Source organism: Nitrospira sp., assembly GCA_029194675.1.
Lineage (GTDB): Bacteria > Nitrospirota > Nitrospiria > Nitrospirales > Nitrospiraceae > Nitrospira_D.
In genome coordinates, this window is record JARFXP010000006.1 from 157,881 (window position 1) to 178,700 (window position 20,820).

Annotated in this window: 22 protein-coding genes; 8 read left to right on the forward strand and 14 right to left on the reverse strand. The window is 56.0% G+C overall.

The features are described 5' to 3' along the window. Positions 1-146 precede the first annotated feature (146 nt). The 13 genes from P0120_22610 to rpsF all read right to left on the reverse strand — a co-directional run bounded on the left by P0120_22610 (position 147) and on the right by rpsF (position 8,996). A complete protein-coding gene (locus tag P0120_22610) occupies positions 147-752 on the reverse strand; it encodes a peptidylprolyl isomerase (protein MDF0677103.1) in 606 nt (201 codons plus the stop codon). 57 nt (positions 753-809) lie between these two features. Then, complete coding sequence (gene rnc / locus P0120_22615) at positions 810-1,517, reverse strand: ribonuclease III (GenBank protein ID MDF0677104.1); 708 nt, start codon at positions 1,515-1,517, stop codon at positions 810-812. Between the two features lie 13 nt (positions 1,518-1,530). Further along, positions 1,531-2,793 (reverse strand): beta-ketoacyl-ACP synthase II, encoded by a 1,263-nt coding sequence (gene fabF, locus P0120_22620; GenBank protein ID MDF0677105.1) that lies wholly within the window; start codon positions 2,791-2,793, stop codon positions 1,531-1,533. A 2-nt stretch (positions 2,794-2,795) separates the two neighbouring features. Continuing rightward, positions 2,796-3,029 carry an acyl carrier protein gene (acpP, locus tag P0120_22625; GenBank protein MDF0677106.1) on the reverse strand — a complete coding sequence of 78 codons (234 nt, stop codon included), beginning with the start codon at positions 3,027-3,029 and terminating at the stop codon, positions 2,796-2,798. A 90-nt stretch (positions 3,030-3,119) separates the two neighbouring features. Next, positions 3,120-3,863: a 3-oxoacyl-[acyl-carrier-protein] reductase gene (gene fabG, locus P0120_22630; GenBank protein MDF0677107.1), complete on the reverse strand. Its 744-nt coding sequence runs from the start codon at positions 3,861-3,863 to the stop codon at positions 3,120-3,122. A 76-nt stretch (positions 3,864-3,939) separates the two neighbouring features. Then, positions 3,940-4,875 carry an ACP S-malonyltransferase gene (gene fabD / locus P0120_22635; GenBank protein ID MDF0677108.1) on the reverse strand — a complete coding sequence of 312 codons (936 nt, stop codon included), beginning with the start codon at positions 4,873-4,875 and terminating at the stop codon, positions 3,940-3,942. Between the two features lie 125 nt (positions 4,876-5,000). After that, positions 5,001-5,975: a ketoacyl-ACP synthase III gene (locus P0120_22640; protein ID MDF0677109.1), complete on the reverse strand. Its 975-nt coding sequence runs from the start codon at positions 5,973-5,975 to the stop codon at positions 5,001-5,003. Beyond that, positions 5,972-6,991, reverse strand: coding sequence for a phosphate acyltransferase PlsX (gene plsX, locus P0120_22645; GenBank protein ID MDF0677110.1), 1,020 nt, complete (start codon positions 6,989-6,991; stop codon positions 5,972-5,974). Before plsX ends, P0120_22640 begins: the two co-directional genes overlap by 4 nt. A 116-nt stretch (positions 6,992-7,107) precedes the next feature. Further along, a complete protein-coding gene (gene rpmF, locus P0120_22650; GenBank protein ID MDF0677111.1) occupies positions 7,108-7,293 on the reverse strand; it encodes a 50S ribosomal protein L32 in 186 nt (61 codons plus the stop codon). A 35-nt stretch (positions 7,294-7,328) separates the two neighbouring features. Then, entirely contained in the window at positions 7,329-7,979 is a 651-nt protein-coding gene (locus tag P0120_22655) for a DUF177 domain-containing protein (protein ID MDF0677112.1), read from the reverse strand. 5 nt (positions 7,980-7,984) lie between these two features. Next, positions 7,985-8,239, reverse strand: a complete 255-nt coding sequence (gene rpsR / locus P0120_22660; GenBank protein ID MDF0677113.1) for a 30S ribosomal protein S18 — start codon at positions 8,237-8,239, stop codon at positions 7,985-7,987. 24 nt (positions 8,240-8,263) lie between these two features. Then, positions 8,264-8,662 (reverse strand): single-stranded DNA-binding protein, encoded by a 399-nt coding sequence (locus P0120_22665; GenBank protein MDF0677114.1) that lies wholly within the window; start codon positions 8,660-8,662, stop codon positions 8,264-8,266. Beyond that, positions 8,649-8,996: a 30S ribosomal protein S6 gene (gene rpsF / locus P0120_22670; protein ID MDF0677115.1), complete on the reverse strand. Its 348-nt coding sequence runs from the start codon at positions 8,994-8,996 to the stop codon at positions 8,649-8,651. Before rpsF ends, P0120_22665 begins: the two co-directional genes overlap by 14 nt. Before the next feature lie 267 nt (positions 8,997-9,263). Between rpsF and P0120_22675 the strand changes: the two genes are divergently transcribed. The 8 genes from P0120_22675 (at position 9,264) to P0120_22710 (ending at position 18,588) form a co-directional block, all read left to right on the forward strand. Continuing rightward, positions 9,264-11,684: a mechanosensitive ion channel gene (locus tag P0120_22675; GenBank protein ID MDF0677116.1), complete on the forward strand. Its 2,421-nt coding sequence runs from the start codon at positions 9,264-9,266 to the stop codon at positions 11,682-11,684. Positions 11,685-11,904: 220 nt separating this feature from the next. Continuing rightward, positions 11,905-13,086 (forward strand): hypothetical protein, encoded by a 1,182-nt coding sequence (locus P0120_22680; GenBank protein MDF0677117.1) that lies wholly within the window; start codon positions 11,905-11,907, stop codon positions 13,084-13,086. Then, on the forward strand, positions 13,083-16,142 hold the full coding sequence (locus P0120_22685) for a DNA polymerase III subunit alpha (GenBank protein ID MDF0677118.1): 3,060 nt from the start codon (positions 13,083-13,085) through the stop codon (positions 16,140-16,142). Before P0120_22680 ends, P0120_22685 begins: the two co-directional genes overlap by 4 nt. Positions 16,143-16,212: 70 nt before the next feature. Continuing rightward, complete coding sequence (locus P0120_22690; protein MDF0677119.1) at positions 16,213-17,337, forward strand: Fic family protein; 1,125 nt, start codon at positions 16,213-16,215, stop codon at positions 17,335-17,337. Between the two features lie 110 nt (positions 17,338-17,447). Further along, the gene (locus tag P0120_22695) at positions 17,448-17,690 is read left to right on the forward strand and encodes an AbrB/MazE/SpoVT family DNA-binding domain-containing protein (GenBank protein ID MDF0677120.1); all 243 of its coding nucleotides are present in this window, start codon (positions 17,448-17,450) and stop codon (positions 17,688-17,690) included. Next, a complete protein-coding gene (gene mazF / locus P0120_22700; protein MDF0677121.1) occupies positions 17,687-18,028 on the forward strand; it encodes an endoribonuclease MazF in 342 nt (113 codons plus the stop codon). The genes P0120_22695 and mazF overlap by 4 nt, the downstream gene beginning before the upstream one ends. 150 nt (positions 18,029-18,178) lie before the next feature. Beyond that, entirely contained in the window at positions 18,179-18,376 is a 198-nt protein-coding gene (locus P0120_22705; protein ID MDF0677122.1) for a hypothetical protein, read from the forward strand. Further along, on the forward strand, positions 18,352-18,588 hold the full coding sequence (locus tag P0120_22710; GenBank protein ID MDF0677123.1) for a type II toxin-antitoxin system RelE/ParE family toxin: 237 nt from the start codon (positions 18,352-18,354) through the stop codon (positions 18,586-18,588). The genes P0120_22705 and P0120_22710 overlap by 25 nt, the downstream gene beginning before the upstream one ends. A gap of 1,282 nt (positions 18,589-19,870) precedes the next feature. Here the strand turns inward: P0120_22710 and P0120_22715 are convergent. After that, positions 19,871-20,296: a DUF922 domain-containing protein gene (locus tag P0120_22715; GenBank protein ID MDF0677124.1), complete on the reverse strand. Its 426-nt coding sequence runs from the start codon at positions 20,294-20,296 to the stop codon at positions 19,871-19,873. Positions 20,297-20,820 lie beyond the last annotated feature (524 nt).

Below are 20,820 nucleotides of genomic sequence, written 5' to 3' on the forward strand. Positions count from 1 at the left end.
CTCCGGTCCAAATCTCTCCCCTTCTCACCACGAGGGGACGAGTTGCCTTAACTATGCGCATGGCACCGAGCACCGCCCTTATATTTCAATCAGCTGTTACCTTGCGTGCGCCGTGCGCCAAGACAGAAAGCACCTCATCCCCAAACTTACTCCACAATCGTGACCGTCATTTCTACACGCTCTCTCGGATTATCCCGCTCGTCGCGTGGCAGGTTGACGATCTTGTCGGCCACACCGATTCCCTTCGTCACTTCGCCAAAAACGGTGTATTTGCCGTCCAGAAATCGTGAGTCCTCTACGACGATGAAAAACTGAGAGCCGGCCGTATCCGGATCAGCTGCTCGGGCCATAGAAACAATGCCACGCTTGTGCGGGATATCGCTGAACTCCGCCTTGATCGTATGACCGGGGCCACCCTGCCCATAGGTGTCCTTTTTAAGTGTGTCCTTCGTATTAGGATCCCCGCCTTGGATCATAAAACCGGGAATGACACGGTGAAAAATTGTCCCGTTGTAGAATCCGGACTTTGCTAACTTGATAAAATTCTCTACATGTTTTGGCGCGACATCCGGATAGAACTTGATTTCGATATCGCCGAATTTCGTCTTGATGATCGCCCTCGACCCTTTCGGTGCTTCAGTCTTGGACGCCGGCGTGTTATCAGCCGCGACAACCAGCGCGTTACCTGAGACTGATAGACCGACCGCTAATACCACTCCCATCAGCATTCGCCACTCGGGTTGCTTCAGCATTTCCCCCTCCCATGTCTTTCATATGACAGTGTCGACTATCTTCGCATGGACTCGGCATTACCGCTCAGACTGCTCCAGCGCCCGTTGCGCCGCCTCCTGTTCCGCTTCCTTCTTGCTGTATCCTCGGCCGATCCCGAAAACCCTGTCATTCACGTGCACTTCAACGTCGAATACCTTTTGGTGCTCCGGGCCGGTTTCGCGTACGATCACATATCGAGGCAACCGTTCATACCGTTTTTGACACCATTCCTGGAAGCGCGTTTTGTAATCATCTCCTCCGGGTTTCTCTTGCAGGGCATCGACTTGGCGTAGTTCATCAGTCAGTGCCTCAATGGTGAAGTTTCGACTCGCCTCAAAACCTCCATCGAGATAGACGGCCGCAATGATGGCTTCAAACGCATCAGCCAACAGTGAGACCTTGTCCCTCCCATTCGAGCGTTCTTCGCCTCGACCAAGCTTCAGATGAGCTCCGAGATCAAGACGCCTGGCGGCATTCGCCAACGGCGTTTCACTCACGAGTTTGGCTTTGAGTTTTGAGAGAGCTCCCTCGCTCAACTCAGGATACCGCCTCGCAAGATAATCGCTCACGATGAGCGACAATACGGCATCCCCCAAGAACTCAAGCCGCTCATTATGTTTTCGACCGGGCTCTCGGCGCTCATTCACGTACGATTTGTGGGTCAGAGCCTCCGTCAAGAAGCTCGGATTCGTGAATCGATAGTTCGATATGGCGGGAGAAGAATCGGCCGGTGAAGCCGGCGTCATTGTGGCCTACGCGCTAGGCGTCCAGTCTCTTGAAGATCAGACAAGCATTCACTCCGCCGAATCCAAAGGAGTTCGACAACGCCGTTTGAATGGCGGCAGGTCGTGCCTTATTGGGAACATAGTCCAAATCACAGACCGGATCCGGATGATCCAGATTGATCGTGGGGGGGAGAATACCGTGCAACAGCGCCAGAAGACTGAAGACGGCTTCGATCCCGCCCGCAGCTCCGAGTAGATGCCCTGTCATGGACTTGGTCGAGCTGACCGGAATTCGAAAGGCCTGTTCTCCGAACACCCGTTTGATCGCTCGGGTCTCAATGGCATCGGCCATCGTCGACGTACCATGCGCATTGATATACCCGATCTGATCACGATTGATTCCCGCATCTTTGAGGGCCAATTCCATGCAACGAACGGCTCCCTCGCCTTCTTCCGGTGGGGCCGTAATGTGGTACGCATCACTGTTCATCCCATACCCGATGATCTCGCCGTACATTTTGACCCCACGCCGAAGGGCATGTTCCAGTTCCTCGATCACCACGACCCCCGCACCCTCACCCAGCACAAATCCATCCCGGTCCTTGTCGAACGGGCGGCTCGCCTTCGTCGGTTCATTATTCCGGAATGACAATGCCTTGGCCGCTGCGAATCCTGCCACACCAAGCGGTGTGACAGCTGCTTCGGCACCACCGGCTACCATGACATCGGCATCACCTCGTTGAATCAGGCGGTATGCATCCCCGATGCAATGATTGCCCGTGGCGCAAGCCGTCACCGCACAAGAGTTGGGCCCCTTGGCTCCGATCCGAATCGCCACCTGCCCGGACGCCAAATTGATGATGGTCATGGGAATGAAAAACGGTGAGACCCGGCCAGGCCCCTTGCCTTTGAGCACATCATGAAAATGCTCAATCGACCCGAGTCCGCCGATCCCGGAACCGATGTAGACCCCGACCCTCGTGGCCTCCTCCGGCTTTATTTTTAGCCTGGCATCATCCACCGCCAGCTGGGCCGCACCCACAGCGTAGTGGATGAACGCATCCATCTTCTTGATCTCTTTCTTTTCGATGAACTGAGCAGGATCAAAGTCTTTGACCTCACCGGCAATTTGGGCATCATAGCCCGTCGGATCAAACCTGGTGATTCGGCCGATCCCGGACTCACCGGCGCAGATCGCCTTCCACGTCTTCTCGACACCCGTGCCCAGTGGTGTCACCAGCCCAAGACCGGTGACCACAACGCGCCGTGCTGCTTGATCAGATATTCCTGCCGACATGCCTAGGACTTTTCCTTGATGTAGTCCAGTGCCTTCCCGACGGTCAGAATCTTCTCAGCATCCTCATCGGGAATTTCGATCGAGAACTCTTCCTCCAGCGCCATGACAAGCTCGACGGTATCGAGCGAATCAGCCCCAAGATCTTCGACGAAGGAGGCTTCCGGCGTCACCTCATCCTCCTCTACACCAAGCTGTTCAGCAATAATCTTTTTGACTCGCTCTTCAACAGTTGCCATCGCTATGACTACCTCCTTCCCCGGTATGACTCCCGCTCCACCGCCCCATGGGGATCTGTGACGGCCGAACATCCACACAATTCGACGCCCTTACACCATCAACATCCCGCCGTTCACGTGCACGACATGGCCGGTGATGTAGGCCGCATCCTCGGACACCAGAAACCGCACGGCCCCCGCAACATCCGCCGGCGTGCCCAATCGCCCCAACGGGATTTGCTTCAGTAACGTTTCTTTCACATCAGCCGGTAGTCCGTGGGTCATGGCCGTGTCGATGAAACCGGGCGCCACCGCATTCACCGTGATGTTACGGCTGGCATATTCCCGCCCAACGGTTTTTGTAAACCCGATGACGGCCGCCTTCGAGGCCGAGTAATTGGCCTGCCCCGCGTTCCCGATCACCCCAACGATCGAGGCGATGTTGACGATGCGACCATACCGTTGCTTGGTCATCGGCTGCAAGACCGCTTTTGTGCAGTTAAACGTACCGTTCAGGTTGATCTGAAGCACCAGATTCCAATCTTCCTCCTTCATCCGTAGCAACAAGCCATCACGAGTGATACCGGCATTGTTGACGAGGATGTCCACTTTCCCCCAAGTCTTCAGGACTTGCTCGACCATCGCCTTGGTCTCATTCGCATCGGCTACGTTGACTTTTATGTTCAGAGCCTTCCGCCCCAGTTTTTCGACGGAGGCGACGGTTTCCACAGAGCGACCGGCGTCGAGATCGGCCACGGCAACGTCGGCCCCCGCTTGAGCCAGGCATTCGGCAATGGCCCGACCGATGCCTTGCGCAGCGCCGGTAACAATAGCTGTTTTTCCTTGTAGTGACATTACAGACCTTTCAGACGATACGTTAACAGGCTGACGGGGAATTCGTCACCTGGTTTTCCACGCGGACAGTCCGGCCTTAGCTGACCGCCTTGAGTGTCGCGTCTAACGACTTCGGATCGTTCACATTCAACAGTTTCGCATCAGGCAGAATTCGTCTGATCAAGCCGGTCAGGACTGTACCAGGGCCGATTTCTACGAACGTCGTGACGCCCATTCTTCCCATTGTCTGGACGGTATTCTCCCACAGTACAGAAGAGGGCAGCTGACGAACCAATGACGTTTGGATCTCGTCCGCCCGGCTGATCGCTTTCGCCTCGGCGTTATTCACCAGAGGGGCGCTGAGGTCCGACCACCGAACCCCGGCTAAATCCTTCGCCAATCGATCGGCGGCTTGCTGCATCAATGGGGTATGAACCGGCACACTGACCGGCAATGGGATGGCTTTTTTACAGCCTTGTGCTTTGGCCAATTCAATGGCTCGTTCCACCGCCGCCATTTCGCCGGCAATTACCACCTGCCCTGGGGAGTTGAAGTTTGCTGGGGCGACGATCCCGACGGATGACGCTCCATGACAGACTTCTTTAACAACCTCACCGGTCAAGCCCAACAGAGCCGCCACGAGACCGGTTCCGGGAGCCACGGCTTCGGACATGTAGCGTCCCCGTATCTGAACCAGGCTAACGGCATCACGAAAGGACACGCCGCCTGCCGCAACCAGCGCGGAGTACTCGCCCAAACTATGGCCCGCCACCGCCAGCGGCCTGATTCCGACCGGCTCAAACAGTTTCAACGCTGCCACACTGCTCACGAGCAAGGCCGGCTGGGTGAATTCTGTTCGGTTGAGTCGATCAGCCGGTCCCGTGAAACACAACTCGGCGATATCATAACCCAGGACCGAAGAGGCCTCATCATAAACGGGTTTCAATGAGGGATGCGCGTCATAGAGCGCCTTCCCCATCCCGACCGACTGGGAACCCTGTCCAGGGAAAACAAGCCCGATTCCTAGAGTCATGGGGCGTTAGATATCTTCGAAATCCCGAGCAAAGTCAACGGGAAAAGTTTTCACAAGCTGTCGCCTTCCCACAATCAGCATGAGCTCCACATCGGAATGGTCCTGGATCATGAACTGTTCGTTCTCTACCATCGGATGACTGCGGAGGCCCAGGTCAATCCTGCCCCAAACGCCCCCAGCATCACCAACGAGCCATCCTTGATACGCCCTTCGCGAACCGCTTCATCCAGTGCAATCGGGATGGACGCCGCAGAAGTATTCCCGTAACGATCGAGGTTCAGGAGCACCTTTTCGATCGGAAGGCCCAGCCGCTCCATCACCGCCTTCAGAATTCGCACATTGGCTTGGTGCGGCACATAGAGATCAAGATCCTCCACCCTGAGACCATTGGCCGTAAGAGTCGCACGAGCGATCTCTTCCAAGGTGCGTACGGCGACTTTAAACGTCTCGTTCCCTTTCATCTTGATGTACTGCAGGCGTTCGGCGAGCACTTTTTCGGATGGTGGAGTTCGTGAGCCTCCTCCCGGCACCATGATCAGCTCGCAGAGGGCACCGTCGGATCGAAGGTGAGTAGAGAGGATCCCTCGTTCTCCATCGCTTGCACTGACGACGACCGCACCGGCCCCATCCCCAAACAGCACGCAGGTGTTCCGGTCCGTCCAATCGATGATGGCAGACATCACCTCCGATCCGATCACCAGGACATGGCGCATCCCATTTTTGACATACGCATCCGCCACCGAGAGCGCGTAGACAAATCCGCAGCAGGCGGCTGAAAGGTCGCACGCCGCGGCTCTGGTCGCGCCGAGTTGATGCTGTACAAGACAGGCCGTTGCAGGGAGAGGATAATCACCCGTACAGGTGGCGACCAAAATCATGTCGAGATCGGTCGCCGCGAGACCGGCCGCGGTCAAAGCCCGCTTCCCGGCCTGCACCGCCAAATCCGAACAGGCCTCTCCGGTGGCTGCAATACGCCGCTCGCAAATACCTGTCCGTTCGCGAATCCATTCATCGGAGGTGGCGATCATCCGTTCGAGATCCGCATTCGTCAGGACCCTGGCAGGCGCGTAAGAGCCGGTTCCGGCAATCCAGGCTTTCATATCTCCAGTTCCATAGACGGACGGGAGCGACTCTCTTCAATATCGCGCTGAATCAGCTCTCGCACGCCGCCTTCAGCCATGCCCTTCGCTCGTCGGACCGCATTCTTGATGGCCTTGGCCGACGATCGACCATGGCAGATCATCGTAATCCCATTGACCCCCAGCAACGGGGCTCCGCCGAACTCGGCATAGTCGATTTTCCGTTTCAGATTCATGAGAGGCCCGGAGATCAAGGGATAGGCAAGTCGGCCAAGGAAGTGGCCCGAGATTTCCTTGAGCAACAGTCGCTTGATCATCTCGGCCACACCTTCGGAAATCTTCAAGGCGACGTTGCCGATGAACCCGTCGCAGACAACGATATCGGCAATACCGCTGTACACATCACGCCCCTCGATATTCCCAACAAAGTTCATCGAACTGCCTTTGAGGAGCTTGAACGCCTCTTTGGTGACTTCGTTGCCCTTGCTGTCTTCCTCGCCGATGCTCAGAAGGCCGACACGGGGATTCGATTTTCTGAGCAGATGCTTCCCGTATTCATTCCCCATCAAGGCAAATTGTTCAAGATGTTTGGCGGTGCAGTCGACGTTGGCCCCCACATCGAGCATGATCGCTTCCCCACTCAACGTCGGCAGGCTGGTAGCGATCGCCGGTCTCTCCACTCCCTTCATCAGTCCTAACACAAAGAACGACGCCACCATGCTCGCGCCCGTGTTGCCGGGACTCACAACCGCGTCCGCATGGCCGTTCTTGACCAACTCGGTCGCAACCCAGATCGACGAGTCCCGCTTTTTCCGAGCGACAACGGCGGGCGACTCGTGCATTTCGACGACCTGGGATGCATGCCGAATCGTGAGGCGGGAATCGTGACAGGACTGACGCTCACATTCCTGTTTCAGTGTGGTCTCGTTGCCGACGAGAATGACCTCGACGTCAAACTCTTTCACGGCCTGAAAAGCGCCCTCGATACAGGGTGCGGGGCCATGGTCGCCCCCTACCGCGTCGAGCGCAATCTTCATGCGAGATGGCGTGCTCACGGATGGCGTTGGAATAACTGGCTGAACACGCGTCGCCCCCTAGGCTCACGTTAGACGTGCTGGGAAACTCGCGCCATGGACCGATTTGGACAACCTGCTCACGCCTCTTCGACTTGAATGACCGCCTTGCCCTTGTAGGTGCCACAATTCAAACAGGTATAATGCGGCAGCTTCAACTCGTGACATTGTGGGCACACTGCCATCCCCGGCGGGGTCATGCGCAGCTTTTGGGTACGACGCTTATCGCGCCTCGCCCGTGAATGTTTATGTTTGGGATTGGGCATGATGACTCCTTCTTCCGCTCGATTCGAACCACTGCTCAGCGCTCACCAAGGTCCCTCAGCTTGTCTTTCATAGTACGCAACACCTGAAACGGGCTTCCCGTCGGCTCTTCACCACAACGACAAGGGCCCTCATTCAGATCTTTCCCGCAACGAGCACAGAGTCCGCGGCAGTCCTCGGAACAGAGCGGGTGCATGGGAGCAGCAAGAATCAATTGCTCGCGCAGCATCGGCCCCAATTCCAGATGATCACCCGTAAAGTAGTAGAGATCGTCGTTCTGTTCTTCTGCTTCGCCCTCCGGAGGTGCTGCCGAGTTCCTCTTCCGTGGATCGTCTCGCTTTGCGACGCCACTCGTCGCTTTGGCCTCGCGCTCATAGGCCACACGTAACGAAAACGCCAGAGGGTCGTCAAAATCTTTAAGGCATCGCACGCATTGGCGGACAGCTGTTCCTTCCACGACTCCGGTCACATAGATGGTACGTTCAATCGCTCGAAGATCCAGCCCGACTGCCATGGTTCCGCGGATGGACACATCCGTATCCGTCAGTCCCAACTCTTCTCCCGTCAGGTCCCCCGACAATGAAAGCCCTTCGGCCGTGATGTCCGCGATTTTCGGTGTCAATACATCCATGGTCATCCTCGGCAGCCTGCCGCTGCCCCACCCCGGTGCATCGAAATCGACGATCACGTTCGCTATCGCTCCTCGGCAAAGCTGATGATGGCGATATGTCGAGCCCGCTTGACGGCCACCGTCAGTTCACGCTGATGACGCATGCAATTCCCGGAAATGCGGCGCGGAACGATCCTTCCCCGCTCCGTCAAAAAATTCCTGAGGAGTCCGGCATCCTTAAAATCGATCGGCACTTTATCCAGACAAAATCGACAAGGACGTCTCCGTTGAAATAACCGTCCTCCGCCTCCACCACGTTCGCTCTCGCTTCGATCCATCACTGCCTCCTCATGCTCCTGTCATTAACCTTCTTCACTCATCTCATAGCCGGGCTCATCGTGCATCGGAGGTTCCGCACTCGTCCCACCGTCTTGGCGCTTGGGCATGAACGTCACGGTCTGGGCGACCACTTCATGTTTGCTGCGTTTTTGGCCATCTTCCGTTTCCCATCGGCGCTGCTGCAATCGACCTTCGATGATCGCCCCGTTACCTTTACTGAGATACTGCCCGCAATGTTCGGCCTGTTTGCCGAACACCACGATATCGACAAAGCAGACTTCTTCCTTCAGGTCTTCACCCTGTTTAAACCGACGGCTCACCGCCAAGCCGAAACTCGCCACCGGTGTCCCGCTCGGCGTATACCGGAGCTCAGGATTACGGGTGAGGTTCCCCATCAATATGACTTTGTTAAATCCGGCCACCGTCTGACTCCTGTGTCGAGGCTTCCACCGGACGCCGTTCCACCAAGGGCTTCTCGTGATGGACCGTCAGAAACTTGATGATGTTGTCTTCCAATCGATAGGCCCGTTCGAGGTCACCGACCGTGTTGTTCGGCGCCTTAAAGTAGAAATAGGCGTAGGTACCCTTCCGTTCACGACGCACTTCATAGGCGAGCTTCTTCTTCCCTAAATTCTCGGCTTTGATGAATTGGGCGCCGGTCTTGTCGGCGACGTTTTTCATCTTATCGATGAGCGCCTTCGTCTCCTCATCAGAGACGGACGGACGAATGATAAACAGAGACTCGTAGAGCTCCATGCAGCGATCCTCCTGGGCAAAGGCCCCCGAACCAGTCGGGAGCGAGGTGTAGGGCGCCTATTCGGCGAAAGAAGGGTGGACCGTAGCACAAGATTTCTTACACTGTCAATGAATCACCGCCCACCCCTAATCTCCGGCTCACCAGGACTGAGCGCCAAGATTTTGCTTCGCGCCAGGGCACGCCCGGTTCGTCACGATCGCGATAAGTCAATCGTCCTGCCTGATCCCACTTGACGGACGGGAGGGATGAGGAGGTACGTTGGAGCCATGAGAAGCTGGCTGCTGATCATATCAGTCCTCCTGATCCTGTCGCCTTCCATCGCCCCGGCCCAATCCCCGGTTCGGCTCCCAAGCCTTTCCGGCGGCGGCAATGCGACCGGCAAGCCCGCCGCCCCAGACCCGCCATCGCCTGAAGAGCAGATCAGGCAACTGCGTGACCGGTTGGCTGCGGCCGAAGCGGACCTCAATTCGGTCGGCCCATCCGGCGCATTGGAGGCCGGTGCTCCACCAGGCACTCCCGAGAACGAATTGCTGGAGCGCCGTTCCTTCCTCTACCAGCTGGCCCGTGCCTACGAACAGCAGCTTGAAGATACCCAAAAGCTACAGCAGGCGCGCACACGCCGTGAACAAGTGGAACGAGAGAACCGCGAGTGGATGGACTTTCCAGATCCGCCCCCCTACTCCGTTCTCATCGTCGATTCCCTCCGGGACCGCGCCCGATCTCTGAAACGGACGGTCGAGCTGCTGGAGTCCAAGCTGGCCGCCACGATGCGTGCGGCTGAGCGTAGCGAGGAAGCGCTCAAGGCCGCCGAGCAACGATTGCGGCTGGCTGCCGAGCAACTCGAAATGGGCAAGGATCGGACCCAAACGACTCGACTCACCTGGCTCCGCGACTTGGCTCACCTGCGTAGCCGCGCCATGGCCGCCTCAGCCACCATGCTGACTCAGTCGGTGAAAGCCCGTCAGGAGGAACTGGCCGAGGCGACGGCCCGACTGGCCTTCGCGCAACGGCAGCTTGCTCGGGCCGAGCCCGAGCAACGGTTTAATACACAGGATTTGGATAAGGTTCGAGAGCGACTCGAGACGGAACGGACGGGGTTGGAGGCGGAGCTTGATCTGGCGCTGAGAGACCAGCGAGCCAGCCATCGTGCTCACGACCAAGCGGTCACACGGCTCAATGGAGCCAAGACGACTACAGCCACGGGCGGCAAGGAATCGCCGAAAGCCGCTGCCGCCCGCTCCTTGCTGGTCGACCGCGCCGAGTTGGGGCGCGTGCAATCGGAAAACGCCGATATCCGCGTCGAGATGTTGCGGCATATGTTGGATACCGTAGAGATGGAACGTCGGATCTGGGAGGGCCGGTTTGCGGTCGTGAGCGAGGGCGACGTGGCCAAAGCCCGCGAGGCCTTTCACCGTTTGACGCCGATCATCCAAGAGGCCAGGACCTGGAGGGACTATATCGGGCAGCAGATCGACATGGCATCGGGGCAGGAGGGCGAGTTGGAAACGCGGCTGAAACATGCCACGGCACCGGCGGAGGTCGCCCGGTTACGTCCCCTCGTAGACCGCTACCGAGAGCGGGGGCGATACTATCATCGCGGGCTGGAACGCTCACAACAGTTCCATCGCCTGCTCGAATTGCTCCAAGCCCGTTTCGAACAACAGGAGGAAGCGCTTCCGCTCTCGGCCCGCCTGCAGGCGTCGCTCACCGGTGCTTCACGCACGCTGACCAGCATCTGGGAGTTCGAGCTTTTCGCGGTCGAAGACACGATCGAGGTCGACGGTCAATCCATCAGCGGCCGACGGAGCGTGACGATCGGGAAAATGTTTCGTGCCATCCTGTTGTTGATGCTGGGATACTGGGCGTCCGTGGCCATGGCCAAGTTTGTGCAGCGCCTCGCCGTCGGCCGGCTGCGGATGGAAGAACCCCTGGCCGACATCCTCCGCAAGTGGACGTTCGCCATACTGTTCACCGTGGTGCTGATCGTCAGCTTGGTCTGGGTTAAGATTCCGCTGACCGTGTTCGCCTTCCTGGGCGGAGCGCTCGCCATCGGCATCGGCTTCGGCACGCAGAATCTGCTCAAGAACTTTATCAGCGGCCTCATGGTCCTCATTGAGCGGCCGCTGCGCGTGGGCGACCTAATCGAGATCGACGGGGTCGTGGGGGAGGTCCGGAGCATCGGGTTCCGCTCATCGACGATCCGTGACGGCAACGGCATGGAGATGCACATACCCAACAGCAACCTCTTGGAGCGGAATCTCAGCAACTGGACCTACTCCAATCGAACAAGGCGGTTCTCCCTGAAGGTCGGGGTCGCCTATGGATCGCCGGTCAAGCGGGTCCGCGACCTGTTGAGCGAGGCGGCCGCCCAGCACGGACTGGTGTTGAAGGATCCGGAACCGCTGGTCCTATTTGAAGACTTCGGAGACAACGCGCTCATGTTCACGTTGTACTACTGGGTGGCATTCGCCCCCGGGGTCAACCCGGCGCTGGTCGGCAGCGACCTGCGGTTCATGATCGAGAAGAGCCTGGGCGACGAACGCATCTCCGTTTCGTATCCCCAGCGAGATGTCCATCTGAATACCACCAGGCCGATTGAAATTCACGTCACGAATCAACCGAACCAGCCGATCCATCCAGCAGAAGGACGGGAACAGGGCGGGATTCACAGTCATCCGACCGCCTGATGCCATGCAGTCACATGAGGACATCAGGGCCGAAGCGCCTGTCGTTTCGCACTGATCGTCGAATGCCCGGAGGTCGCCCATCTTATGGACCGCGGGTTCACATCGCCGAAGTCCCACTCCTCATAGGCCGGGATCCACGACCGAAATCTAGGCTCGGCTATTCTACGTACTTGACGGGGATCCATTTTACTGTAACCATTGGTTACGAATTTGACTTGCCATGGATCGCCATATTGCCTGTCTACAGATTCCTGCCTTTAGAATCGTGCTGGCCCGTGCCGCTGACAGCGCGTTGCGGAACAGGCCGGTGGCCGTAGCACCGACTCATACGCCGCGCGCGTTGATCCGAGAAGTTTCCGCTGAAGCGCTTCGCGAAGGCCTTCAGCCGGGCATGTCTGTAGGCCTAGGACGGCTGATCTGTCCTGGTCTGCGGATGATCCCTCCGGACCCATCACTGACTCAAGCCGCCCATCGCGAGCTACAACACCGTATCTCATCTTTTGCGCCGGCTTGGGAATCGATCAGGCCCGGTTCGCTCTTCCTGGACCTCACCGGCACAACCAGACTCTTCGGCCCTCCCATCGATACAGCGACCCGCATCAGTCGAGAGTTGACCCATCAGCAGGGATGGCCGAGTACGATCGGATTGGCGGGAAACAAGCTGGTCTCGCAACTGGCCGCAACCACACTCACGAAACCACCCAGAGTGTTGTCGATCCACTCCGGGTGTGAGCAACCGTTCCTCGCTCCGTTGTCGACCATGTTGCTCCCCGGCCTTCACCGTATCCAAACCTCACGGGTCCTACAACGATTAAAAGATTTAAACCTCCTTACACTCGGCGCGATCGCCTCCGTTTCATTGGCGCATCTGCAAGCCGCCATCGGCCCTCCGGCCAGTTTGCTGCACGACTGGGCCTTGGGGGTCGATCCTTCCCCGGTACGCCCACCAATCGCTCAGCCGATGATCGAACGGTCCGTTCTCCTCGATCCGGATGAAATGGATGATCGACTCTTGCAGAGCCAGCTGTACCGATTATTGGAGCAGCTTTGCGCCACGCTGCGGCAACAGCAACGGATGTGCCGGCACATCTCGCTGACAGTTCGTCATAGCGACCATATCGAGCAGACCGCTCATAAGACGCTGCCCCACCACACCTACTGGGAAAGCGATCTCCAGCCAGTGCTGACAGGCTTGTTCTATCGATGTTTCCGTCGACGGGTACGTCTCACACGGCTGATGCTTCAGGTCAGTCGGTTGGAACCACCGGCCCAGCAACTTTTGCTCTTCGACGAGTCGAAATCCGTCGTGCTTCCCCGCTCTCACCGCCTCTCGTTGGCGATGGATCAAATTCGCGCAAAATTCGGCGAACAGGTCCTGTCCTGGGGAAGAACGTTACGATGACGGCGCCTCCGTTCGTGCATCTGCATGTCCATTCCGATTACTCGCCAATGCGCGGTGTGTCGCCGCTGGAAGAACTCTGCCTCTCGGCACAGCGGCAAGGATTGCCCACCATGGCCTTGACTGATACGAACGGATTGTACGGAGCGATCCGTTTTGTCGAGCAAGCGAAGCAACTGGGGTTCCGACCGGTTCTCGGCACTGAACTGACCACCGATGACCATCGGGCGATTTTGCTGGCCAAAACACCGGGCGGCTATGCCAACCTCTGTCGGGTGCTGTCGGAGAGACATTGCAATCCCTCGTTCGACGTTCTTTCATCAGTCTCACGCTATCGTGATGGTCTCATCATCTTCACGGACGACGAAGCGGCGCTCATGGCTTGGGCCAAAGACTCGCGGCAAGACCTCTATGTCGAATTGACGCCGGGACCTGCTATGCATGATACCCTCCTCTTCAGCCGTCATATCGATCTTCCGCCCGTCGCTACCAATCGCGTGTACTTCTCTCATGCAGATGACTTTGTTACGCATCGCCTGTTGCGCGCCATTGCCCTCAACACGACTCTGTCACGACTACTCGAAAGAGCCTGTTGCGCACCGAGGCAATGGCTGATGCCTTCCGCGCTCATGGCATCCCAGTTTCCTCACGTTCCGGATGCGTTGGAGAACAGTGTCCGCATCGCAGAGACCTGCTACAGCGACTGGCGTTTTGGCGAGGCGATCTTTCCTGCCTTTCGCCGGCTGACCGATGAAGAAGCGTTTTTGACACTCAAAGCCAAAACCTATGCCGGTGCACAGGATCGATATGGTGTCATCACACAAGAGGTTCGTGACCGGATTGAAAAAGAGTTGACGATCATTCGAGGGAAACGCTTCGCTCACTATTTTCTTGTCGTGGAGGAAATTGTGACGGCGTCAAAACGGACCACCTGTGGCCGCGGTTCAGTCGCAGCATCAATCGTTTCGTACTGTCTTCACATCACCCACGTTGACCCGATCAAACATCATCTCTTCTTCGAACGGTTTCTCAATCCAGGCCGGAAAGATCCACCGGACATCGATATCGATTTTGCATGGGACGAGCGCGACAACGTTTTGAAATGGGTGTTCGAACAGTACGGCGATCGCCAGGCCGCCATGGTGGCAAACCAAAACGGTCTTGGGTTCCGGGCAGCCATCCGCGAGGTCGCCAAGGTGTACGGCATGCCGGGCGAAGAAATCGGCAGGATGTCTTCACATGTTGTCCGTCAAAAAGATCTCCTCGGTTTTTCCACTCCGCCAACCAACGAGCAATGGCTTCATCGGCTGTCACAAATCCTACGGTTGAAAGCCCCGTGGCCTGAGATTCTGGCTCTGGCACTGAAGGCACAGAACCACTTTCGTCATCTTTCCATGCATTGTGGTGGAATCGTCATCGTACCGGATGAAATCCGACGCTACGTGCCGGTGGAATACACGGCCAAGCGCTTGCCGGTCATCCAGTGGGAAAAGGACCAGACGGAGGACGCGGGACTCGTGAAGATCGATATCCTAGGCAACCGGTCGCTCGCTGTGATTCGAGATGCCCTCGCGGCCATCGCCACGCATACGGGCCGAACGATCGACTACGAAACCTGGGACCCGCTGAACGATGCCGCCACGCAGGAGGCGATCCGACGCGGCAACACGATCGGCTGCTTCTACATCGAATCGCCCGCCACGCGCCTCTTATTGAGAAAACTATGGACCGGCATGCCGCCGCACCGCCGCGCAGTGGCCAATGTCTTCGAGTATCTCGTCATGGTCTCGTCTCTGGTCAGACCTGCGACCAATCCTTTCGTCGAAGAGTTTATCCGCAGAGCGCAAGCAGGGTCATGCGCCTTCTGGCATCCCAAACTGAAGGGAGTTCTGAACGAAACACATTGTATCATGACGTATCAGGAAGACGTCTCGAAAGTGGCGATGGCACTGGCAGATTTCTCAATCGACGATGCCGACCAGCTCCGAAAAGTATTGAGCAAGAAACACAAGGCCAAGCAGCTACAGGATTACCGCGCCCAATTCTTTCGCGGTGCAGAGGAAAACAAAGTACCGCTCGGAACAATCAAGCAGATCTGGGCGATGATTATGAGTTTCGCAGGCTATAGTTTTTGCAAACCTCACTCGGCCAGCTATGCGCAGGTGTCGTTCAAATCCGCCTATCTCCGCACTCACTATCCGGCAGAATTCATCGCCGCCGTCATCAGTAACCAAGGTGGCTTTTACTCAACCTTCGCGTACATCTCGGAAGCTCGCCGCATGGGACTGGCGATCCTCCTGCCGGACATCAACGAGAGCGACTGGGCCTACCACGGCGAAGGCGAGCGGCTGCGGATGGGCTTGATGCAGGTGAAGACGATTCCGAAAGAACTCGGCGAAAGGATTATCGAAGAACGCACAGGGAATGGCTCCTATCGGTCGCTTCATGATTTTCTGAGACGTGTGAAGCCGGAACCGACCCATGCCAGAGCATTGGTCCGCGCCGGCTGCTGTGACTCCATCGCCGGCGAGCTGACAAGGCCGGCCTTGATGTGGCGACTGTACGCGGGAAGCGATTTCACCTCAAGTCCCTTACCGATTCCGGATGACTATTCAGCCGCTCGGAAACGAGCCCAGGAGATCGAGTCGTTCGGCTTTCTGGCCAGCCGCCATCCCCTGACCCTTTACCGCAAGCAGATTGAACGGCTGCGGCCGGTGCCCGCCTCCCAAATGCATCGCTACGTCGGTCGGTGCATCACCATGGTCGGCTTGCTGATAACGGAGAAGGCGGCTGAGACCAAGCACGGCCATGCCATGGAATTCATCACCCTCGAAGACAGCACCGCCCTTTACGATGCCACGCTGTTTCCCGAGGTCTATCGCCGCTGCTGTCATCTGCTTTCGCCAAACCAGCCGTACGTGGTTCGAGGACTCGTGGAAGAAGCATTCGGCGTCGTGACACTGACCGTGCTGGATCTCCAATCGTTGGAACCAATATGGGGCGAGAACCGAGGCCAACCGGCCCGACATGAGCACGCCAGCGACCGATTATGCCCATGAGTTATAGGAATCCCTTCTATAACTCATAAAAGTGATCTATCATGAGCCATACGAGAGTGGTCTATCGCCCATGACATGGAATTGGCAGCAAGACGACTGGCCGAACTTCACCTATGACAGCGAAGCTCTTGCTCAAAGCGAAACCCAATTTATCCACGAAGCGGGTGTGGTTCATGGTGCCATCAAACACCTCACAGCGGGCGATAAGTCGCAGCTCGCCATCGAGCTGATCAGTGGCGAAGCCGTCACCACTTCGGAGATCGAGGGGGAGATACTCAACCGTGACTCCGTGCAATCCTCCATTCGCCGGAACTTCGGGCTGGATACGGACAACAGGAAAATCCCTCTTGCTGAACAGGGCATTGCCGCCCTGATGTCCGATCTCTATCAGCACGTCGGTACCGCGCTTTCTGAAGAACAGCTGTTCGGCTGGCACGCGATGCTGATGCATGGACGGAAAGACCTGACCACGATTGGGGCGTACCGGACCACACAGAATCCGATGCAGGTGGTGTCGGGCCCCATCGGAACTCCCAAGGTGCATTTTGAAGCGCCACCATCGCACAGGGTTTCGATGGAGATGAACAGGTTTCTCTCGTGGTTCAACCACACGGCACCGGGGGGCCAGCAGTCACTCCCGGCATTGACCTGGGCAGGCATCGCACACCTGTACTTCGAATCGATCCATCCGTTTGAAGACGGCAATGGACGGATTGGGCGAGCGCTGTCGGAGAAGGCCTTGTCCCGGACCCTAGGCAGGCCGACGCTCATCGCACTGTCTCAGACGATCTACCGGAACCGGGAGGCCTATTACACGGCTCTTGAGGACAACAATAAGGTATTGGACATCACGGACTGGCTCATCTATTTCACACGAACCGTGCTGGAAGCGCAGCAGTACACCCAACGCCTCATCGATTTTCTCATTGCCAAGACCAGGCTGTATGATCGGCTACGTGGAACGCTCAATGAACGGCAAGACAAAGTGCTGGCCCGCATGTTTCGGGAGGGGCTGGACGGATTCAAAGGTGGTCTCAGTGCGGAGAACTATCTCAAAATCACACACACCTCCAGAGCCACCGCCACCAGAGATCTCCAGAGCCTGGTCGAACTGGGCGCGCTCCGAAAAACCGGTGAACTCAAACATACCCGGTATTGGTTGAGCATCCTCAAAGAGTCCGACAAACAATCGTAGTCGTTGACTACGAGAGTGAGACTCTGACATGGATGCATGGAATTCGAGGTCTTGACGAAGCTTGCCAACCGGCATAGTATCTACACCGTATCTACACAGGAGGGCGGTGCATGAAAACCACGGCACAGAAGTGGGGAAACAGTCTGGCGATCCGAGTCCCGAAAAGTGTCGCCATGCAGGTTGGGCTCAAAGCACAGGACGATTTGGAGATCGAGGTGCAGGACGGCAACGTCGTGTTGAAACCTCAACTTCGGCGAGTCTATCGCCTCGACGACCTCGTCAAACGGATCACCCCGAAGAACGTGCACAGCGAAATTGATACAGGCATCCCGATCGGCCGCGAGATCTGGTGATAAAGAAACCCGCCTATGTTCCAGATCGAGGGGATATCGTGTGGCTGCAATTCAACCCCCAATCCGGCCATGAACAGGCCGGGCATCGTCCTGCGATCGTCCTTTCACCAGCCAGCTATAATCGTGCTAGTGGGCTGATGCTCTGCTGTCCCATGACCAGCCAGAAAAAGGGCTACCCCTTCGAGGTCGTCATAAGCGATGATCCTCAGCAAACAAGCGTCGCGCTGGCGGATCAAGTCAAGAGCCTCGATTGGAAAGCACGAAAAGCCGTCAAAAAAGGGACAGCCTCCCTCAACGTCGTCATGGAAACCTTGAGCAAGCTCCAGACGCTGCTTTAGCCTCACTCCCAGCCGCGAGGGCATTTTCCCGTCGTTGAGGAAGGACAGAGTTGCCACACCGCACGGGATTTATCGTGCACTCAGAAGATATGGTGCGATTGCTTTCATCGGTGACCTGACATACAATTTCTTCCATTAAGGAGCGCTCGAATGAGCACGAAGGAAGCCGTTCTAGACCTTGTGCGAAAGCTGCCTGACGACTGCTCGCTTGACGACATCCAGTACCATCTCTATGTCCTGCAAACGATCGAGCGGGGCAGAGCGGAAATCGCACAAGGCAATACCGTCAGTCACGAACAGGTCAAGCAAGAGTTACGGGCAAAGTGGCTGAAGAACGGCGTGAAGTAATCTGGACAACCAGCGCTCGAAACGAACTCGACGACATCATCGCCTACATCGCCAAAGACGCTCCTCTCTCCGCACTGGCCTTTCTTGAAGAAGTCCTGAGTACCGCCGACTCGCTCTTCTCACTCGCAGAGCGTGGTCGGGTCGTCCCTGAACTACGGAACCCGTTCATCCGTGAACTCTTCATCAAACATTACCGTCTATTCTTTCTATGAAATTCAGGACCGCACGGTGTATGTGCTCGGCTTCATTTATGGAGCCAGAGACTTCAAGCCCCACGAGACGAATTGAGCAGATAGTTCTCCTTATCTAACACAGGCCACACCGATTGATCGCCTTCATCACAGACTGGGCGAATTGACTGGTGGTCTGGGAGGAATGACAATACGTCTAGGCTCATACTGATGATCACAAATTGCGAACAGCGAATTGCTTTGACTGTCGTAGGCCTATATAGGACACGCTAGGGACTTGCACTACTGAACGATGAATGCATCCTGAATCCAGAGAGCCCAGCAATGCACAATACAAGATCCGACCCCGTCTTTACTGCGCGGAGGCCGCTGTACTCGATCTATTCTACTTCCACTACACTCGATCACTAACCCGTTTGGGGTCTTCTTTGACACAAGAAAGCTGATAGTCCCAACCACCGGCCGGGAGAGTCTGCTGTTGACTCTTCAAGGCTTGATCTCTGACATCCTCTTAGTCATGACAGCTTTGAGCATCAGGCGTCGGTTCAAGGCGAACTGAGATGAGTCACAAGAAGATCAATCTGTGATCTTCCTACAAGGAACCCCTTTGAGTGTCTAGTTTCGGCTCCTTGCGTCTCGAAAACGGCTTGTTAGCGAGAGCTACATACCATTTAATCACAGCGCAAAAGTCAAGTGCTTGGCAGGGGAGCGAATCTAGTAAACCATTTCGTCACCTGCGGGACTGACGATACTGGTTTTGATTGTGTTTCCGCCGATTCACAACCAAGCGGTTCCTCGGACACCGTTAACGGCACTCGTACTGTAAATTTTTCAGATGGAATAGTCTTGGTTATAGTATTCGGCGTTTGTTCAGAAGGAACATACTCACCCGGCTCAACCGTAAGCTCAATTTGTGGTGGTTGCAAGTCTAGATAATACTGCCAGCTTGGCCTCGCCGCTCCCGGCTTCCATGGGATACGCTGCTGGACACCTTTGGAATTATCTTGCCTTGCATAGATTGTTAGGTACCCAGAACTTCTCTCATCCTGAGGGTTACCACAGATCGTCCCAGATATACTTGAATCATATTCAAAAATCTTCAACAAACTCCCAGATGACTCGCGCCACTCAGATCGCAGATTGAACTTCAAGTTATCAAATGAAAAACTCTTGCACTTAGAACAGTCTACTGGCGGGATTTTATCGTGGGCATGGAGTTCCCTTGTCTTCTCCAACATTTTAGCATTGGCTGTGGCGTCGGCCCTCTCTTGCTCTTGCTTAAAGTGGGCCAACATGAATTTTATTATTCCTTTTTTGCCTGTTCCATAGTACTGTCACAAATTATAGGAAAATCTCGCGTCGCCAAAAATTTTGTCTTCACTTCCTGTGAAAACGTTTTTTCGACTTCCTTAGCTATTTCCTCAGCATGTTTGGCGTGAGTTCTTTCATGGGTCTCGACGTGTTCGACAACGCGATTCCATTCCTGTGCGCACTGTGATGCCTCTGGCCAGTTATGCTTCCAATTAATACGGTGCATTTGCGGCTTAGCCTGGTATGTTACAGTTGTTAGCTTTGTAACCTTGAGGCACACCTTGCCGTTTCCGGCATCTCCTGCCTTCGATAAATTGTCGGCATAATACCCATAATATGGAGCCCAACCTGGTTCCGTGTATCCCAGAATCCCTTTGTCGGGATCAACGCCCTGAGCTTTTTGTTCGTCCTCTGTCATGTGCCTTTTCATATAAGTTTTGGAATATTGCTCCAACTTTGAACAGGGTATTTCTTGGGTATCTAATTCGAATTGTGGAAGGAACTCTTGAGCATTCGTTGAGCGAGATGGAATTATTGCAATAACTATATAAAACAACCCAAGTGTTCCCAAGAGTCGAGGATATCGCATCCGCTCACCCCTTCTACCTTAATAATATTAGGAATTTCAAAAACGACGGGATATTAGGACTTTGGCTACTCTGCGTCAAGGCGAGAATTATGCCCGTCTCAAGAAGGATAGAGACATAACGGTAAGGCAAACAAAACCCAACTTGGAATAAAATGGCAGTTTGTTTGCGGTTTTTCCTCTTGCCTCGATTCCGTGAACGGGGTCAAAAGTTGGGGTCGGGGGTCAAAAGTTGGGGTCGGATCTTGAACCGTGCATGGCGCAGGAGAGCCGATTCGATCTTGCCGCTCATTGTTCCAGACACCCCTCCTGTTCTCCAGCCACTCCTCTGCTCATTGCGTCCCACCGTAGTTTTT

Bases quoted from the DNA above. Each gene is read 5' to 3' on its own strand.
- P0120_22690 (MDF0677119.1), top strand. From the start codon at position 16,213: ATGACATGGAATTGGCAGCAAGACGACTGGCCGAACTTCACCTATGAC.
- P0120_22715 (MDF0677124.1), bottom strand. From the start codon at position 20,296: ATGACAGAGGACGAACAAAAAGCTCAGGGCGTTGATCCCGACAAAGGG.
- acpP (MDF0677106.1), bottom strand. From the start codon at position 3,029: ATGGCAACTGTTGAAGAGCGAGTCAAAAAGATTATTGCTGAACAGCTT.
- fabG (MDF0677107.1), bottom strand. From the start codon at position 3,863: ATGTCACTACAAGGAAAAACAGCTATTGTTACCGGCGCTGCGCAAGGC.
- P0120_22705 (MDF0677122.1), top strand. From the start codon at position 18,179: ATGAGCACGAAGGAAGCCGTTCTAGACCTTGTGCGAAAGCTGCCTGAC.
- P0120_22680 (MDF0677117.1), top strand. From the start codon at position 11,905: ATGGATCGCCATATTGCCTGTCTACAGATTCCTGCCTTTAGAATCGTG.
- fabD (MDF0677108.1), bottom strand. From the start codon at position 4,875: ATGACTCTAGGAATCGGGCTTGTTTTCCCTGGACAGGGTTCCCAGTCG.
- rpmF (MDF0677111.1), bottom strand. From the start codon at position 7,293: ATGCCCAATCCCAAACATAAACATTCACGGGCGAGGCGCGATAAGCGT.
- P0120_22610 (MDF0677103.1), bottom strand. From the start codon at position 752: ATGCTGAAGCAACCCGAGTGGCGAATGCTGATGGGAGTGGTATTAGCG.
- P0120_22675 (MDF0677116.1), top strand. From the start codon at position 9,264: ATGAGAAGCTGGCTGCTGATCATATCAGTCCTCCTGATCCTGTCGCCT.
- rpsR (MDF0677113.1), bottom strand. From the start codon at position 8,239: ATGGATCGAAGCGAGAGCGAACGTGGTGGAGGCGGAGGACGGTTATTT.
- plsX (MDF0677110.1), bottom strand. From the start codon at position 6,991: ATGAAGATTGCGCTCGACGCGGTAGGGGGCGACCATGGCCCCGCACCC.
- fabF (MDF0677105.1), bottom strand. From the start codon at position 2,793: ATGTCGGCAGGAATATCTGATCAAGCAGCACGGCGCGTTGTGGTCACC.
- rnc (MDF0677104.1), bottom strand. From the start codon at position 1,517: ATGACGCCGGCTTCACCGGCCGATTCTTCTCCCGCCATATCGAACTAT.
- P0120_22695 (MDF0677120.1), top strand. From the start codon at position 17,448: ATGAAAACCACGGCACAGAAGTGGGGAAACAGTCTGGCGATCCGAGTC.
- P0120_22685 (MDF0677118.1), top strand. From the start codon at position 13,083: ATGACGGCGCCTCCGTTCGTGCATCTGCATGTCCATTCCGATTACTCG.
- rpsF (MDF0677115.1), bottom strand. From the start codon at position 8,996: ATGGAGCTCTACGAGTCTCTGTTTATCATTCGTCCGTCCGTCTCTGAT.
- P0120_22640 (MDF0677109.1), bottom strand. From the start codon at position 5,975: ATGAAAGCCTGGATTGCCGGAACCGGCTCTTACGCGCCTGCCAGGGTC.